Source organism: Streptomyces sp. NPDC051064 (assembly GCF_044455985.1).
Taxonomy (GTDB): domain Bacteria; phylum Actinomycetota; class Actinomycetes; order Streptomycetales; family Streptomycetaceae; genus Streptomyces.
This window is the reverse complement of the sequence record NZ_JBITFK010000001.1, coordinates 1,322,629-1,336,549: the sequence shown is the minus strand read 5'-3', so window position 1 is coordinate 1,336,549 and position 13,921 is coordinate 1,322,629. Positions and strand designations below refer to the sequence as shown.

At 68.2% G+C, this 13,921-nt stretch carries 13 protein-coding genes and 3 pseudogenes; 14 read left to right on the top strand and 2 right to left on the bottom strand.

Annotation, left to right across the window (positions count from 1 at the left end; translation table 11 throughout):
• The first annotated feature begins 72 nt into the window (after positions 1-72).
• The 10 genes and pseudogenes from ACIBCU_RS06165 to ACIBCU_RS06120 all read left to right on the top strand — a co-directional run bounded on the left by ACIBCU_RS06165 (position 73) and on the right by ACIBCU_RS06120 (position 8,571).
• On the top strand, positions 73-1,305 hold the full coding sequence (locus ACIBCU_RS06165) for an MFS transporter (RefSeq protein ID WP_399229601.1): 1,233 nt from the start codon (positions 73-75) through the stop codon (positions 1,303-1,305).
• A 352-nt stretch (positions 1,306-1,657) separates the two neighbouring features.
• Positions 1,658-2,405, top strand: a pseudogene (locus ACIBCU_RS06160) (transposase family protein); the annotation flags it as partial.
• 145 nt (positions 2,406-2,550) lie between these two features.
• The gene (locus ACIBCU_RS06155) at positions 2,551-3,990 is read left to right on the top strand and encodes a hypothetical protein (RefSeq protein WP_362926899.1); all 1,440 of its coding nucleotides are present in this window, start codon (positions 2,551-2,553) and stop codon (positions 3,988-3,990) included.
• Positions 3,991-4,180: 190 nt separating this feature from the next.
• Positions 4,181-5,053, top strand: coding sequence for a hypothetical protein (locus ACIBCU_RS06150; RefSeq protein ID WP_399229599.1), 873 nt, complete (start codon positions 4,181-4,183; stop codon positions 5,051-5,053).
• Between the two features lie 148 nt (positions 5,054-5,201).
• Positions 5,202-5,390: pseudogene (locus ACIBCU_RS06145) on the top strand (transposase); the annotation flags it as partial.
• Between the two features lie 152 nt (positions 5,391-5,542).
• Positions 5,543-5,680 (top strand): annotated as a pseudogene (locus tag ACIBCU_RS06140) (IS5/IS1182 family transposase); the annotation flags it as partial.
• A gap of 32 nt (positions 5,681-5,712) precedes the next feature.
• Positions 5,713-6,177: a hypothetical protein gene (locus tag ACIBCU_RS06135; RefSeq protein WP_399229597.1), complete on the top strand. Its 465-nt coding sequence runs from the start codon at positions 5,713-5,715 to the stop codon at positions 6,175-6,177.
• Between the two features lie 123 nt (positions 6,178-6,300).
• A complete protein-coding gene (locus ACIBCU_RS06130; RefSeq protein ID WP_399229595.1) occupies positions 6,301-7,260 on the top strand; it encodes an SDR family NAD(P)-dependent oxidoreductase in 960 nt (319 codons plus the stop codon).
• A gap of 80 nt (positions 7,261-7,340) precedes the next feature.
• Positions 7,341-7,961 carry a hypothetical protein gene (locus tag ACIBCU_RS06125; protein ID WP_399229593.1) on the top strand — a complete coding sequence of 207 codons (621 nt, stop codon included), beginning with the start codon at positions 7,341-7,343 and terminating at the stop codon, positions 7,959-7,961.
• A 208-nt stretch (positions 7,962-8,169) separates the two neighbouring features.
• The gene (locus ACIBCU_RS06120; RefSeq protein ID WP_399229591.1) at positions 8,170-8,571 is read left to right on the top strand and encodes a VOC family protein; all 402 of its coding nucleotides are present in this window, start codon (positions 8,170-8,172) and stop codon (positions 8,569-8,571) included.
• A gap of 18 nt (positions 8,572-8,589) precedes the next feature.
• Here the strand turns inward: ACIBCU_RS06120 and ACIBCU_RS06115 are convergent, their stop codons facing one another.
• A complete protein-coding gene (locus ACIBCU_RS06115) occupies positions 8,590-9,042 on the bottom strand; it encodes an ATP-binding protein (protein ID WP_399229589.1) in 453 nt (150 codons plus the stop codon).
• Positions 9,043-9,199: 157 nt separating this feature from the next.
• On the opposite strand from ACIBCU_RS06115, the gene ACIBCU_RS06110 reads away from it, so the two are divergent.
• The gene (locus ACIBCU_RS06110) at positions 9,200-10,045 is read left to right on the top strand and encodes a helix-turn-helix domain-containing protein (RefSeq protein ID WP_399229587.1); all 846 of its coding nucleotides are present in this window, start codon (positions 9,200-9,202) and stop codon (positions 10,043-10,045) included.
• Complete coding sequence (locus ACIBCU_RS06105; RefSeq protein ID WP_399229585.1) at positions 10,045-10,236, top strand: DUF397 domain-containing protein; 192 nt, start codon at positions 10,045-10,047, stop codon at positions 10,234-10,236. The genes ACIBCU_RS06110 and ACIBCU_RS06105 overlap by 1 nt, the downstream gene beginning before the upstream one ends.
• 449 nt (positions 10,237-10,685) lie before the next feature.
• Here ACIBCU_RS06105 and ACIBCU_RS06100 read toward each other — a convergent pair whose 3' ends face one another.
• Positions 10,686-11,501, bottom strand: a complete 816-nt coding sequence (locus ACIBCU_RS06100) for a hypothetical protein (protein WP_399229583.1) — start codon at positions 11,499-11,501, stop codon at positions 10,686-10,688.
• A 216-nt stretch (positions 11,502-11,717) separates the two neighbouring features.
• On the opposite strand from ACIBCU_RS06100, the gene ACIBCU_RS06095 reads away from it, so the two are divergent.
• Both ACIBCU_RS06095 and ACIBCU_RS06090 read left to right on the top strand, forming a co-directional pair.
• Positions 11,718-12,401 carry a hypothetical protein gene (locus ACIBCU_RS06095; protein ID WP_399229581.1) on the top strand — a complete coding sequence of 228 codons (684 nt, stop codon included), beginning with the start codon at positions 11,718-11,720 and terminating at the stop codon, positions 12,399-12,401.
• A gap of 93 nt (positions 12,402-12,494) precedes the next feature.
• Positions 12,495-13,919, top strand: a complete 1,425-nt coding sequence (locus ACIBCU_RS06090) for a transcriptional regulator (protein WP_399229579.1) — start codon at positions 12,495-12,497, stop codon at positions 13,917-13,919.
• Positions 13,920-13,921 lie beyond the last annotated feature (2 nt).

Here is a 13,921-nt window from a genome sequence, read left to right as displayed (position 1 = left end):
TGTACGTTTGTACATACTCATCCGGGGGGCGGCGTCCGCCCGGCCGTGCACTCCTGAAAGAGCGCGTCACTGATGGACCTGGCCACACGCCGCCGACGGGCGGCACTGTTCCTCTTCTTCCTCATACCCGGCCTGTCGATCTCCTCCTGGGTGACGCGGACACCCGACATCAGGGACCAACTGGGGGCGTCGACCACGGAGATGGGGCTCGTCCTCTTCGGCCTGTCCGTCGGCTCCATGCTCGGCATCCTCACCTCCGGGCCGCTGGTCGCACGCTTCGGAACCCGGCCCGTCATGGGCGTGGGGACCGTGCTGATCATCGCCGGCGCCGTGGCCATCGGCTTCGGCGCCCTGTTCTCCTCCGCCCCCACCGTCACCGCCGGGCTGTTCCTCTTCGGAGCCGGGATGGGCGGCGGAGAGGTGGCCGTCAACGTCGACGGCGCGGAGGTCGAACAGATCACCCGCCGCACCGTGCTGCCCACCCTGCACGGCTTCTTCAGCCTCGGCACCGTCGTGGGAGCCTCGCTCGGCATCCTGTGCACCGCCGTCGGCTTCCCGGTGCAGTGGCATCTGGGCGGCATGGCCGTGATCACGGCCGGGATGTGCGCGTACGCCATCCGTTCGATCCCCGCCGGCGTCGGCAGGACCAGCAAGGCCCGGCGGCCCGAGGGCGGCACCACACCGGCCCGCCCCGCGGTCTGGAAGGACCGCCGCCTGCTGCTGATCGGCGGCATCATCCTCGCGATGGCGCTGGCCGAGGGTGCCGCCAACGACTGGCTGCCCCTGCTCATGGTCGACGGCCACGGCGTCGACCCCGCCCTGGGATCGGCCGTCTACGCGGGCTTCGCCGCCGCGATGACGCTCGGCCGCTTCTGCGGCACCTTCCTTATCGACCGCTTCGGCCGCGCCCCCGTCGTCCGGGCCAGCGCACTGTCCGCCGCCCTCGGGCTCACCCTCGTCATCTTCGCCGACTCGCCCGTCCTGGCCGGCGCGGCCGTCCTCTTCTGGGGCCTGGGCGCCTCGCTCGGCTTCCCCGTCGCCCTCTCGGCGGCGGGTGACTCGGGACCCGACCCGGCGGCCCGGGTCAGCCTCGTCGCGATGATCGGCTACGTCGCCTTCCTCGTCGGGCCTCCCGGGCTCGGCTTCCTCGGAGACCACTACGGGCTGCGGTCCGCCATGGTCGTCGTCCTCGCGTTCGTCGCTGTGGCCGTCTTCCTCGCCCCGGCCATCGGCACCCGCCACGCGAAGGCCTCCGGCCCGGCACGCGCGCTCTCCCACGATCAGGAGCCCGCGGAGGAGAAGTAGCGTTCAGCTGGTCGCTGGGAAGTTACGGACAGCCGGACCCCCCGAAACCGGACCCGTACGTGTCCTCAACCTCCCACCGACCAGCCGCCCGAGCGTCTGGCCGTCCGGGAAAAGAATTGCGGGCAACGGGGAAACGGAATTCTGACTTTGTCACAGCAGAGCAACCGCTCCGCACGTCGCGACAGTTACCAACACCTGCTGGATATGGTCCCCCGGAATCACTGAGCCTTTCAACGTGGCCACCGATCGAGTGACGCTGGGGGGGTCATGCGGTGGGTGTACGCAACGGACAGGGCTCCCGTGCCGTTGAGAGAGGTGTTCGACGTCTCAACTCAGCAGTACAGGAGCCCTGTTGGTTCCGTATCCTGCCGCACTTGACCTGCCTCACGCTCTGGTCGAGTGGGTCACGATGCTCATCGTCACCCCGCGAGGGTGACTGGCGGTGCAAGCTCCCGCCGCTCCGGCGTGCGCTCGTCGCACTCGTGTACCTGCGCCGCCACGACACCCTTGCCCGCATCGCGGCCGGCTTCGGCATATCCGTGGGCACCGCCCACGCCCTACGTCACCGCCGTCACCGGCCTGCTCGCCGACCGCGCACCCAGCCTGTTGAAGACGCTGCGCGAGCACGAACCGGACTTCGTCCTCCTCGACGGCACGCTCGCCGAGTGCGACCGGGTCGGCGACAGCCGAGGCGACTACTCCGCCAAGCACCGCCGCCACGGCGTCAACATCCAGGTCGTCACCGATCCCGCCGGGAAAGTGCTGTGGATCTCGCCCGCCCTGCCGCACCGCACCCACGACCTGACCGCCGCCCGCACCCAGCGCAACATTCGGATCTGCGAACGCCAGAGTGTCCCGATCCTCGCCGACCGCGCCTACACAGGCGCCGGCCCCTGGGTCACCACCGGCCTCAAACGCCCGCCCGGAGGTGAGCTCACCCCCACCCAACGCACCCTCAACCGCGCCCTCGCCCAAGCACGAGCCCCGTCGAACGCGGCATAGCACGACTGAAGTCTTGGCAGATCTTCCGCAGATCCCGCATCAGCCCCAACCGTATGACCGTCATCGCCAAAGCCGTCCTCACCCTTGAGCGGCAACGCCGAAAGACCTGCCGTCGGTGGGTCCAGGCTTGGTGGGCCGTTCGGGTGCAACGTCGGCCGTGGCCATGTCCAGGAAGGCCAGGGCGCGTTGGGGCAGGCGGTGAGCAGGCTCACTGTCGGTCGGTCCGGGAGGAATATCGTGCGAGTGCAGAAGATCAGGAAGGTCGCGCTGGTGGCTCTGGCGGTGGGGGGCTTGGCCTCCGCCGGCTCCGGCCTTGCCTTCGCCGACGGCCCTGGCGGCGACGGCGGTGACAGTGGCGCCACCGCCACCGGCGGCGTGCTGGGCAGCGTGTTCCAGCAGAACACCGCCCAGACTCACCGGCAGAACAACAACTGCTCTCACCCCAATACCGTGTCTTCGTTTCCGACGGCGTTGACGGGGAGCCGGGGGGAGGCTCGCTGTGTGACCGGCGATGCCTCCTTCAACCGGCACAGCCTGGTGAAGGGCGGGGGCGCCGACGCCACCGGCGGCGGGGCCAGTGGCTTTCAGCAGAACACCGCGCAGGAGGGGCGGCAGAACAACACCTGCGCCAACCCCAACGACACGACGGTCACTCTGGCCGGGGGCCGGGCAGAGGCCCGGTGTGCGACGGTGGACCGCTCCGCCAATGTGGGCACCCTGGTCAAGGGCGGGGGTGCCGATGCCACCGGCGGCAACGCCCTTGGCCACAGTGCACAGCAGAACACCGCGCAGGAGGGGCGGCAGAACAACGCCTGCGCCAACCCCAACGCCACGTCCGTCACCTTGACCGGGGGTCGGGCGGAGGACGGCTGCGCCAGTGAGGACGGTTCCTTGAATATGGGCACCGTGGTCAAGGGTGGCGGCGCCGATGCCACCGGCGGCAACAGCCCGGTCAGCAACATGTTTCAGCAGAACACCGCGCAGGAGGGGCGGCAGAACAACGCCTGCTCCAACCCCAACGACATCGGCATCGAGGTGACCGGGGGCCGGACGGAACACCGCTGCACGGACCGGGACGGTTCCGTCAACAAGGACACTGTGGTCAAGGGCGGCGGTGCCGATGCCACCGGCGGCAACAGCCTGGGCTTTGCCGCTGTCCAGCAGAACACCGCGCAGGAGGGGCGGCAGAACAACGCCTGCGACAACCCCAACCTCGCCGGCATCGGCCTCACCGGGGCTCGGGCCCAGGGGCACTGCGCCAACGAGGACGGTTCCCTCAATAAGGGCAGCGTGGTCAAGGGAGGGGGCGCCGATGCCAGCGGCGGCACCAGTACGGCCAGCGGCGTGCTCCAGCAGAACACCGCGCAGGAGGGCCGGCAGAACAACGCCTGCGACAACCCCAACGACGTCGACATCACCCTGACAGGGGGCCGGGCGGAGTCCCGGTGTGCGACGGTGGACCGCTCCGTGAACGTGGGCACCGCCGAGTCCAGCGGCGGCGCCGAGGCCACCGGCGGGAACGGCGTGGCGGACCTGTTCCAGCAGAACACCGCGCAGGACGGCCGGCAGAACAACGCCTGCGGCAACCCCAACGGCCTGACCTTGACCGCTACCGGCTCCCGCACCCGAACCGAGTGCGTGGCCGTGGACGAGTCGAAGAACATCGACTCCGTCTACCGGTAACCCTCCGCGTCCCCGTCCGTGGGTCCGCGGCTCCGGCACGGTTCAACGTCCCTGCCCGGCTCTCCGGGCAGGGACGCGGCCATTTCCGGCATACCGTTACCTTTCGCCCCGGACGGGCGTTGTCGACCGTGACGGCGTTCGCCGCCCCCGCGGGCGGGGCGGTTCGACTCGACGGCAGGAGACACAGGCCATGGGACAGGGACGGCACGCGGCTCCCAACGCGACCGTGCACAAGGTACGCAGGGCAGCGGCCGTGGTGCTGGCCGCCGGTGCGCTGGTATCCACGGGTGGCATGAGCGCCTTCGCCGACGGGCTGGGCACGATCCCGCTCAGCGGGCAGGCGAACACCGACCAGGACGGCGAGCAGAACCTGAACTGCGGCAACTCCGCCCACCTGATCCGCCTCAACGTTGCGAAAACGACGCACCGGGAGAAGGACTGCGTGGACACCGACGGCCACACTCACCGCCACAGCCGCCACCTCGACGGCGCCCAGGCGGTCGGCGGCACCGTCCTCGGGCCTCAGGTCAACACCGCCCAGACCGGCAAGCAGAACCTGAACTGCGGCAACTCCGCGGACCTGATCACCGTGAACGTCGCGGGCACCATCAACGAGGAGACCACCTGCGCTGCCGTCGACCGTGGTGACGGCCAGGACCACGGCCACGGCGGGTACGTCGGCGGCTCCAAGGCGCTGGGCGGCACCTCGGCCGGGCAGCAGGTCAACACCGCGCAGACCGGCAAGCAGAACCTGAACTGCGGCAACTCCTCCAACACGGTCACCCTCAACGTGCTGGGCACCATCCGTAAGCACACCACCTGCATCGCCGCCGACCACTCCCACGGCTCCGGCCCCGCCGCCGTGCATCGCGGCCCCGCCTCCGCCGACGCTGGCCAGGTGGTCGGCATCGAGAAGAACACCGCCCAGAACGGCCGTCAGAACCAGGCCTGCGGGCACCGCGGAGATGGGATCGACCTGCCGCTGGGCCAGATCAAGCGGGAAACCCGTTGCATCGTCCAGGACAACTCGGCCTCCGACTCCGGGGGACCGGTTCCCCTCTGAGTAGCTGTTGTCATCTTGAGGGGTGGGCGTCGAACGGGAGTCTCGATCGGGTGATCGCAGCTGGTCGCGGCGTGAAGGCAGGGCCTCTTGGTAGCTCGGGGTTGCGAAGCCAACCGAGATCCAGGGGACCCTGTTACCGCAGTTCTATGTGCCCACGCTGGTGGAGTTCAACTCGGCTGCAGCGACGTGTGATTGTGCCGCTCACCGGTTCGGAGACGCGGCCGATCACCCGGAACGCGTTCGGCGTTATCCCTCGGACATGACGGACGCGGAGTGGGCCGTGGTCCGGCCGCTGCTGCCGGTGCCGGGCTGGCTGCGCGGCCGGGGTGGGCAGCCGGAGGCGTACTGCCACCGGCAGATACTGAGGGTTTTCAGGCTGCGCCCCCGGAAGGGTGACGGCCGGGTTGTGCGCAACGGAAAGGCTCCCGTGCCGTTGAGGGAGGTGTTCCACGTCCCAACTCACCGGCTCAGGAGCCCTGTTGATCCCGAGTCACCGCCGCTCGCGTACCCGTCGAACGAGGAGTCGCCCGCCTGAAATCCTGGCGAATCTTCCGTCGCGCCCGCTGTAGCCCGAACCGCATGACGTCAATCGCCAAGGCCGTCCTCACCCTGGAGCGGCACCGCTGAAAAAGCTCACTGGTGAATCATGAGGGGGTTTCATGAGGTTCAAGCGTGTGGGCCGGTTCGGTACGACAGGCGCGTTGGTCGCCGCGTCGCTCGGCGCGTCGATCGTCCTCACTCCGTCGTCGGCATCCGCGGAGAGCGCCTGGGAGTGCTACGGCACCCAGGTCAAGCGCTGCGCCGCCGTCTGGTGGGACGAGACGGCCGACACCTACCGGGCGCGGGCGAAGATCACCGACGTCGCGGGCGGCGGCAGCTACCAGGTCAAGGTCACCGACGTGAAGCTCCAGCGCTTCAGCGGCAGCGGCTGGGTGACGCTGCGCACCGCGGCGGACGGCGACGGCTGGAAGGACACCGAGGACCTGGCCGGCACCACCACCGTCGACCCGTGCAGGTGGCCGACGTCGAGCTTCGGTGTGGTGGCGACGTTCAGCTGGAAGGGGGCGTCCTCGGGTGAGAAGACCTGGCGTCCCGACAACTCGTGGGCGCTGCTCTGCGACTGAGCCGCCGTACGCGTCCGTCCCGCACCAGGGGTCCGGGACGGACGCGTTCACCCGGCATTCGTTCCGGACGCTCCGTGATCGGGGCTTGACTTGGAGTGCGGTCCAGCACCTAGCGTCCCGGCCATGACCACACCTCAGCGCAAGATCGGATCGGGCTTCCACGCCCGGAGCACCGCGGACGACGTCCTGAGCGGGATCGACCTGTCCGGCAGCACCGCGATCGTCACCGGTGGCTACTCGGGACTCGGCCTGGAGACGACCCGCGCCCTGGCGGGTGCCGGAGCCCGCGTCGTGGTCCCCGCCCGGCGACGGGCGGCCGCCGAGGCTGCGGTCGAGGGCATCGACGGCGTCGAGACCGAGGACCTCGACCTCTCCGACCTCGAAAGCGTCCGCGGGTTCGCCGAGCGGTTCCTGGCCTCGGGGCGTGAGGTCGACATCGTGATCAACAACGCCGGCGTCATGGCCTGCCCCGAGACGCGGGTAGGCCCCGGATGGGAGGCGCAGTTCGCCACCAACCACCTCGGCCACTACGCGCTGATCAACCAACTCTGGCCGGCGATCGCCCGTGGTGGCGCGCGTGTGGTCGCGGTGTCCTCCGGCGCCCACGGTGCCGGAATGCACTGGGACGACGTGCAGTTCGAGCGGGGTTACGACAGATGGCGTGCGTACGGACAGGCGAAGGCGGCGAACGTGCTGTTCGCCGTGCAGCTCGACGCACTCGGCCGCGACGCCGGAGTCAGGGCGTTCGCGCTGCACCCGGGCAGCATCCTCACCCCGCTGCAGCGCCACCTCGCGAAGGCGGACATGGTCGACGCGGGATGGATCGACGAGAACGGCAACCCGACCGACCCCACCTTCAAGACGCCCCAGCAGGGCGCGGCGACGCAGGTATGGGCGGCGACCTCGCCCCAACTGGCGGACATGGGCGGCGTGTACTGCGAGGACTGCGACATCGCCGAGCCGGCCCGTGACGGCGCGGAAGGAGGCGTGCACGCGCACGCGACCGACCCCGAGCAGGCCGCCCGCCTGTGGGCGCTGTCGGCCGGCCTCACGGGCGTCGACGCGTTCGCGGCGGCGACCTGAGCGCTGTCCCGTGCCTGGGCGGCGAGGGCGCGGCGGATCCCTGGCCGGGCTGTGTCAGTGGCCGGTGACAGGCTTGCGGGGTGCTGATCAAGGGATATGACGCTCCGCTGGTCGCGGGGGAACCGCTGCTGGCCCGCCGGGGCTTCTGGTCGAACCACCTCCTGGCGATGTGCGGTGAGGGGACGAGCGCCGGGCCTCCTTCTCCGGAGTGGTTCGGCGACGACGGCGCTGATACGGATGCCATGTCCGAGACCCTGTTCGACCCCGAACGGTGGCCGGTGTTCCGCATACCTGCCGCAGACGGTCCCGGAGCCGTGGTGATCTACCGCAACCTCGTCGACGACTACGGCATCGACTATCTCCTCACCCACCCGGGCCGGAGCTACGCGCGGCGGATCGGCAGCTGGGAAGGAGAGTTCTCGGGGGCCGGGCTGGCGTGGCAGGACCTGGTCCGTATGGCCGACAGCCCGTCCCCCGGGGCCGAAGGAGTCGAGGACGCCGCCGCCCGCCTTCTGCTGACCCTCCCGCTCCTCGACGACCTGGAGGTGCCGGAGACGGCGCCGGCGAGGCTCGGCGCCGCCCTGGTTTCGGCTGGAGCGCCGCAGGACACCGCCTCCGACACGGCGGGGCGACTGCTGGCCCACCTCAGGGGAAGACCCCGGCACGAATCCGCGTGGGGCTCGCCGCTGAGCGGCAGCTGAAGGGGGAGGGTGCCCCGTCACCGGGCTGCGCGACTCACCGGCGGGTCCGCTTCGAAGTGCGAGATCATCCGGTCATGTCAAAAGGCGCGCCAGGACAGGGACTTCCGGTTCAGTTGTCACTCGTAGGGCGCGGATCGCGCACCTGAGCCAGAACTACTCGTGAACAGAGCACAGAGATCATTTACGTGCCAGGTCCTAGTCTCGTCCCATGCTGAAACTCGGAATCCCTGTCATCGGTGTCACGGACATCCCCCGCGCAGTGGCCTTCTGGACCGAGGCGCTGAACCTGGTCGTCGCCGAGGAGTGGGCGAGCGACACATGGCGGACGCTCCTGTACGCAGACGGCTCGGGCCGGGCCCTCGGCCTGATGCAGAGCGCTTCCCCCGCCGAGCCGCGCCCCCGTATCCACCTGGACCTCTTCACGGACACGGCGGAGGAACAAGAGGCGGAGGTGCAGCGCCTGATCGGCCTCGGCGCGCAGGCGGTCGCCTGGGACATGTACCCGCCGGACCCCGACTTCGTCGTGCTCGCCGACCCGGACGGCAACATCTTCTGCGTGGTGGACCTGAGCCACGCACCCAGCGGCGGCGGCCAGGAGCGGACACCCTGACCAACCCGTACCCGCCGTCTACGCGGGGCTTCCGGCCCCCGTGGACAGGGCGCACTCCGCCCAGACCGTCTTGCCAGGGCCCACGCGGTCATGAACGCCCCAACGGGTGGCGAGGGCGTCGACGAGGATCAGCCCACGGCCGTGGTCCTCGTCGGAGGCAGGCACGACGAGGGCGGGGCGGGCCGAGTGGGTGTCGGATACCTCGATACGGATGACGCCCTGGCCATCGTCGTAACGGAGCAGCAGGGCGAAGTCCCTGCCGGGTACGCGGCCGTGCAACACGGCGTTCGCGGCGAGCTCGGCAACGACGATTGTGACCGTGTCGTGGTCGTCCGCACCGCGAGGGTGCCCCCACTCGACCAACTGCAGTCCGGCAAGCAATCGTGCGAGGCGGGCTCCGCGTCGGGTGGCGGAGAAGCGCTGCACGAACAGGCGCGTGGTGGCGGGGGAAAAGGCGCGAGGGGCTGGCATGGGCCCCAGCCTGGTGCGGAGGTGGACCCTCGCGGCAGGCACGGCGCCAATACAGATCGGCTTGTACTGGTTCACGCGCTGGACTGGGAGGGTCACTGTACGTAACCCTGGCTCGTGGCCCACCAGCGGGCGCAGCGCAGGGGAAAGGTGGCCGGGCATGGCTTCGGACAACGGGGGCGGGGGACAGTGTGGCGAGCCGGAGTCGTCGGACAGTCTCAAGACGTTCGGGGCCGTACTCAAGGCGCTGCGCGACGAAGCGCACCTGACGCAGAAGCAGTTCGCGCCTCGGGTGCAGTACTCGGCGGCGTACATCGCCAAGATCGAGCAGGGCAAGCGATTCCCGCCGAGGGACTTGCTGGAGCGCTCGGAGGAGGTGCTGGGGGCTGCGGCGGCGCGGGTGCTGGAGGCGGCGGCCAGGAGCCTGACGCGGAAGGCGGGGCTGGCGTCGTGGTTCCTGCAGTGGGCGGCGGTCGAGGAGGACACGGCCTCGCTGTACGCCTACGAGTGCCGGGTCATCCCTGGCCTTCTGCAGCCTGAGCCGTACATCCACGCACTCTTCGAACGCCACTTGCCCCCACTCACGCAGGAGCAGTCTGAGCGCCAGGTGGCGGCGCGACTGGCCCGACAGCAACTGCTCATCGACCGGCCGAACACCTCCTTCAGCTTCATCATCGAACAAGCCTTGCTGGAGAGGCGCCTGGGTGGAGCCCGGGTGACGACGGCGCTCCTCGATCACCTGCTCCTCGTGGGGCGTTACCGCAACGTGGAAATCCAGGTGATGCCCCTCGTACAGGAGGACCACGCCGGATTCGAAGGGGAGATGTACCTCGCGGAAACCGCTGATCACCGATGGGCCGGCTACGTCGAAGGCCACGGCACTAGCATGCTCATCACTGACGCGAAAGCGGCAAGTTACATGCTTCAGCGCTATGGCAAGATGCGCTCACAAGCCCTGAGCCATCAGGACACGACCGGCCTGCTGGAACAGATGCGAGGAGAGTAATGAGCACCGTAGAACTGGCCTGGTTCAAGAGCAGTTACAGCGGCGGTGGCGGCGACAACTGTGTCGAGATCGCCTTCGGCCCCGGGGCCGTGCTGGTCCGAGATTCGAAGGACACGCAGCAGGACGCGCTGACGGTCTCTCCGCGAGCTTGGTCAGCCTTCACGGTACTTGCGGCCGGCTCGCACCTCTGAGGGCAGAAGCGTGCGCAGGTTTACCCGGTGACCTTGGCCCGTGCTCTACCTCGTTGCCGCCGCTGTAGGACGGACCGCCTCTGCCGCAACGCCTCAGAACCCAGCCATGGACTTGTCGAGCACACCGCCCATCGCGCCGTAGACACTGCAGCGGAGAGAGTGCCTGGCCCGGCGACGGAGGCCGAATCCCACGATGAACGACAAGACGAAGAGCCCACCTAGGGCCACCGCCACGACTGGGTCATAGACGAAGTAGGCGAAGCACGCGACGCCAGCCCAGACCAGGAGTGGCAGGAGAGAGCCATGCAACACCGCCCAGACCGTGGCGCGTCCCGGAGCTGTGGGCAGGGCTCGTTCATGCCACACCTCTATGTGGTTCCTGGTCACACAGCCCTCACGTCGCATGCAGCCATCACATCACTGACCGGTCACTGACCGCAGGAAATGGCCTAGCTCACGGCCCGCATCGCCGCAGTGAGCATGAACGCGACGTCGTCGTGCCGGCCGGCCTGATTTAGCGCTGCCGCGATGTTCAAGACAGCCTGCCTGTCTGCCCGTTCTGCAACATTGATCAGTATTGCCTCGGCGGCATCGTGCAGCCCGGCCGTGCGGCAGGAGCTGACGGCCACGACGATTTCCGCGGCCGAGTAGGACGTGCCTGCCTGCCAGAGCAGAAAGCCAGCGTCCCGTTTCTGGCCATCGGCAAGGTATCGGGCCACCACTCCAGTCTCGGACCAGGTGAGCTCCGCGGAGTCTGCGGGGTGCCGGTCCCCCTCCCCTCGGGGGACCGGCACCCCGGTGCGTTCCCGGGGGCCCGGAAATGTGTGCCGCCGGGCACCTCGGCGAAGGTGCCGCGCCCGCACTAGATCGGGGTTCCTGCCACTGCGCGAAGCCGGCTGCTGTGGTGGTTCCGTCTGGGTGCTTTCGCTCGTGGCCGGATAGCCGACGGAGCAGCATGCGCAGTGCTTCTTCTTGGCGTGAATGCGGAGATCAAGAAGAAACTCCAGGGTGTGCGGCAGTGGGCCGCTGCCCGAGGCGTCCTTTGCCACGACAGCGTAGAAGTCACGCAGGAGCGATTCCTCGGGGATGCGGCCAGCGTTCAGATGGTTGGAGAGGGTGGTTGGCTCCTGGTGAGCGTCCCTGGCGATGTCGGCCTGCGTTCGAGTGCTGCACTCCCGGATCTCGCGCAGTGCCGTCACTAACGCCCTGTGCGCGGCGGTGATGCCAGGCGGCAGCTCTTTCCATGTCCTCGGCTTCGGCGTCACGCACGGCTTCCGTTCATCGTCAGGACAGCGTTGATCACCAATTGTGTACGACACGGGCAGATTTCAGCAGCGTATGGATGTTTTCCATAACCCCTCGAAAGCTTGCAGAGTCTGGCGTGATGGGTCGTCAAGCCGCGAGAGTGGCGGAGTCAGCGAGGGGTGCCAGAGGACTGGCATTCGGGACTGCCGTGTATCTGACGTAGCTGGGGGCTGTGGATGACTTTGCCGTCGTGGGAGAACGAGAAGCTCGGCACGATGAAGAGGGCCGCGCTGTGGCTGCTGACTGTCGTGAAGGAGGGAGGCACCTTCACCAAGGAGGAGGTCAAGGCCGCCTTCCCCGGCATCAGCCAGGCCGATCGCAGGGTGCGTGACCTGCGCGACTACGGGTGGAAGATCGATACCCACCGCGAGGACGCGAGCCTGGGCCAGCACGAGCAGCGGTTTGTCGCGGCGGGGCAGCCTGTCTGGGAGCCGGGCAAGGCCACCAAGAGCAGTTCGGCCATTACGGACACTCAGCGGCGGGCGGTTCTGACCCGTGACGGCAACCGCTGCCGGTCATGCGGAATCACGCCTGGACAGACCTATCCCGGAACCTTCGAGACCGCCCAGATCGACATTGCCCGCCGGACGGTGAAGCTGCCCAGCGGCACCTCGTCGGTGCAGCACATCGCGGAATGCAATCGCTGCCGCGTCGGCGGCCGCACTCTGGAAGCGGACCTCGCTGACGTGCTCGAAGGAGTTCAGAAGCTCGGCGGTCTGCAGCTGCAGACCCTCAAGGACTGGGTTTCGGCTGACGAGCGTGAGTTCAGCATCGTGGAGCGGCTGTGGGCAGACTTCCGCACGCTGCCGGCGGAGGCGCGTGACAAGGTCCGCGAGTCCCTTGGCCTCCCCCCCGCCTGAGTTCCATCCGTAGAGCTGTGGTGGGGCTGCTGCCGGCAGCAGCCCCACCCATGAGCCCAGCCAGAACTTGCACCAGCCAGAGGAGAACGAGCTGTGATCAAGAACGACGGAGACTTCGGCTTGCCGCCGTACGCCGCCAAGAACCGGGATGTCGTGGAGGAGCGTCTCAACGACGTAGCTGTCGGCACCGGACTTCAGGAGACCCTGACGATTGAGTGGCGTACGAATCCGCTGGTCGTCCAGGTTATCGACATGCCGGTGAACTCGCTCTACTACAACCCGGGGACACATCGGATCAGGGCGCAGCGCAGCTACGACCCGCAGCTCGACCGCCGGCTCGATGAGGACCCTTGGAATGAGGACAGTCAAAGCTACCTTCAGTATCTGCTCCAGGCGGAACCCTCTGACCCGTCGAAGAGGGACAAGGATTTCGACGCGCTGAAGGAGAGCCTTGCGGACTTCAAGCAGAACGAGCCGGGGCTCATCACCCGTGAAGGGATCCTGGTCAACGGCAACACCAGGGCGGCGGCCCTGCGCGAGCTGGGCGTAGAGAACATCCGGGTGGCTGTGCTGCCGGACTCCTGCACCTGGGCGGACATCAACAGGGTCGAACTCTCCCTTCAGCTCCGCCACGACACCCGACGGCCCTATTCGTACATCAATAGACTCCTCACGATCGACGAGCAGGTGGAATCGGGCCGCCCGCTGAAGGAGGTCGCTCGAGACTTCCGCATCAGGGAATCGACAGCGGTACAGGACCTCTGGGTGCTCTCCTGCCTCCGGGATCTGAGCGACAGGTCTTCGACCGGCGATGTGCAGTTGCGGCTACTGGACTTCGAGGACGCACAGGAGAGGCTTCGGGAGGTGCACCGCGCCTACGCCAAGGAGTCGAAGGCTGATGCGCAGAAGGCGGAGCTGCTCAAGGAGAACCGCCTTGCCGCCATCGTGATGAACTTCTCCAAGACTGACGTCCGTCTCATTGAAGCCGATTTCCGAAACCGCTACTTGGAGCACCGGCTGCCTGACGAACTGAAGACGGCTCCTGCTGCGGCCCCCGCGCGGGTGATCCCTGGTATTAACCGTGCGGTCAAGGGAGACGTGCCCCAAGTGGCTGCGGCTCGTGCCTTCACTGACTCGGTGCTTCGCGCGAAGGCGGTGGTCCGGGCGCAGGAGAAGGTGCCTTCGGCTCAGCTTGATGCGGCTACCTCTGTCTTCGAAGTGGCGCACAAGGCTGTCGAGGCCGCACTTGAGCCTGCCGGCAAGGACGCCCGTGTCCGCAAGCGCAAGCAGGCCGCCCCCGATCGCCTCAACGACGCCTGCCAGGACATCGAACAGTGCATCACTGACATGGTGCTTGCGAGCGCTTCCCGCAGCTTGGACGAGGAGGCCCTGGACGAGGCTGTCCTCAAGTTGAAGGCCACCCTGAGGAAGCTGGCCCAGGCCACCACGCAGACCATCGAAGTACCTGGCGAGGGCGTCGAGTGGCTGCGTGACGCGGTACGGCAGGGGCAGGCGTGACC

What these genes read in the sequence shown, in the direction of transcription:
- ACIBCU_RS06165 (WP_399229601.1), top strand. Translation starts at nt 73, where the DNA reads ATGGACCTGGCCACACGCCGCCGACGGGCGGCACTGTTCCTCTTCTTC.
- ACIBCU_RS06150 (WP_399229599.1), top strand. Translation starts at nt 4,181, where the DNA reads ATGGGACAGGGACGGCACGCGGCTCCCAACGCGACCGTGCACAAGGTA.
- ACIBCU_RS06135 (WP_399229597.1), top strand. Translation starts at nt 5,713, where the DNA reads ATGAGGTTCAAGCGTGTGGGCCGGTTCGGTACGACAGGCGCGTTGGTC.
- ACIBCU_RS06130 (WP_399229595.1), top strand. Translation starts at nt 6,301, where the DNA reads ATGACCACACCTCAGCGCAAGATCGGATCGGGCTTCCACGCCCGGAGC.
- ACIBCU_RS06120 (WP_399229591.1), top strand. Translation starts at nt 8,170, where the DNA reads ATGCTGAAACTCGGAATCCCTGTCATCGGTGTCACGGACATCCCCCGC.
- ACIBCU_RS06115 (WP_399229589.1), bottom strand. Translation starts at nt 9,042, where the DNA reads ATGCCAGCCCCTCGCGCCTTTTCCCCCGCCACCACGCGCCTGTTCGTG.
- ACIBCU_RS06110 (WP_399229587.1), top strand. Translation starts at nt 9,200, where the DNA reads ATGGCTTCGGACAACGGGGGCGGGGGACAGTGTGGCGAGCCGGAGTCG.
- ACIBCU_RS06105 (WP_399229585.1), top strand. Translation starts at nt 10,045, where the DNA reads ATGAGCACCGTAGAACTGGCCTGGTTCAAGAGCAGTTACAGCGGCGGT.
- ACIBCU_RS06095 (WP_399229581.1), top strand. Translation starts at nt 11,718, where the DNA reads ATGACTTTGCCGTCGTGGGAGAACGAGAAGCTCGGCACGATGAAGAGG.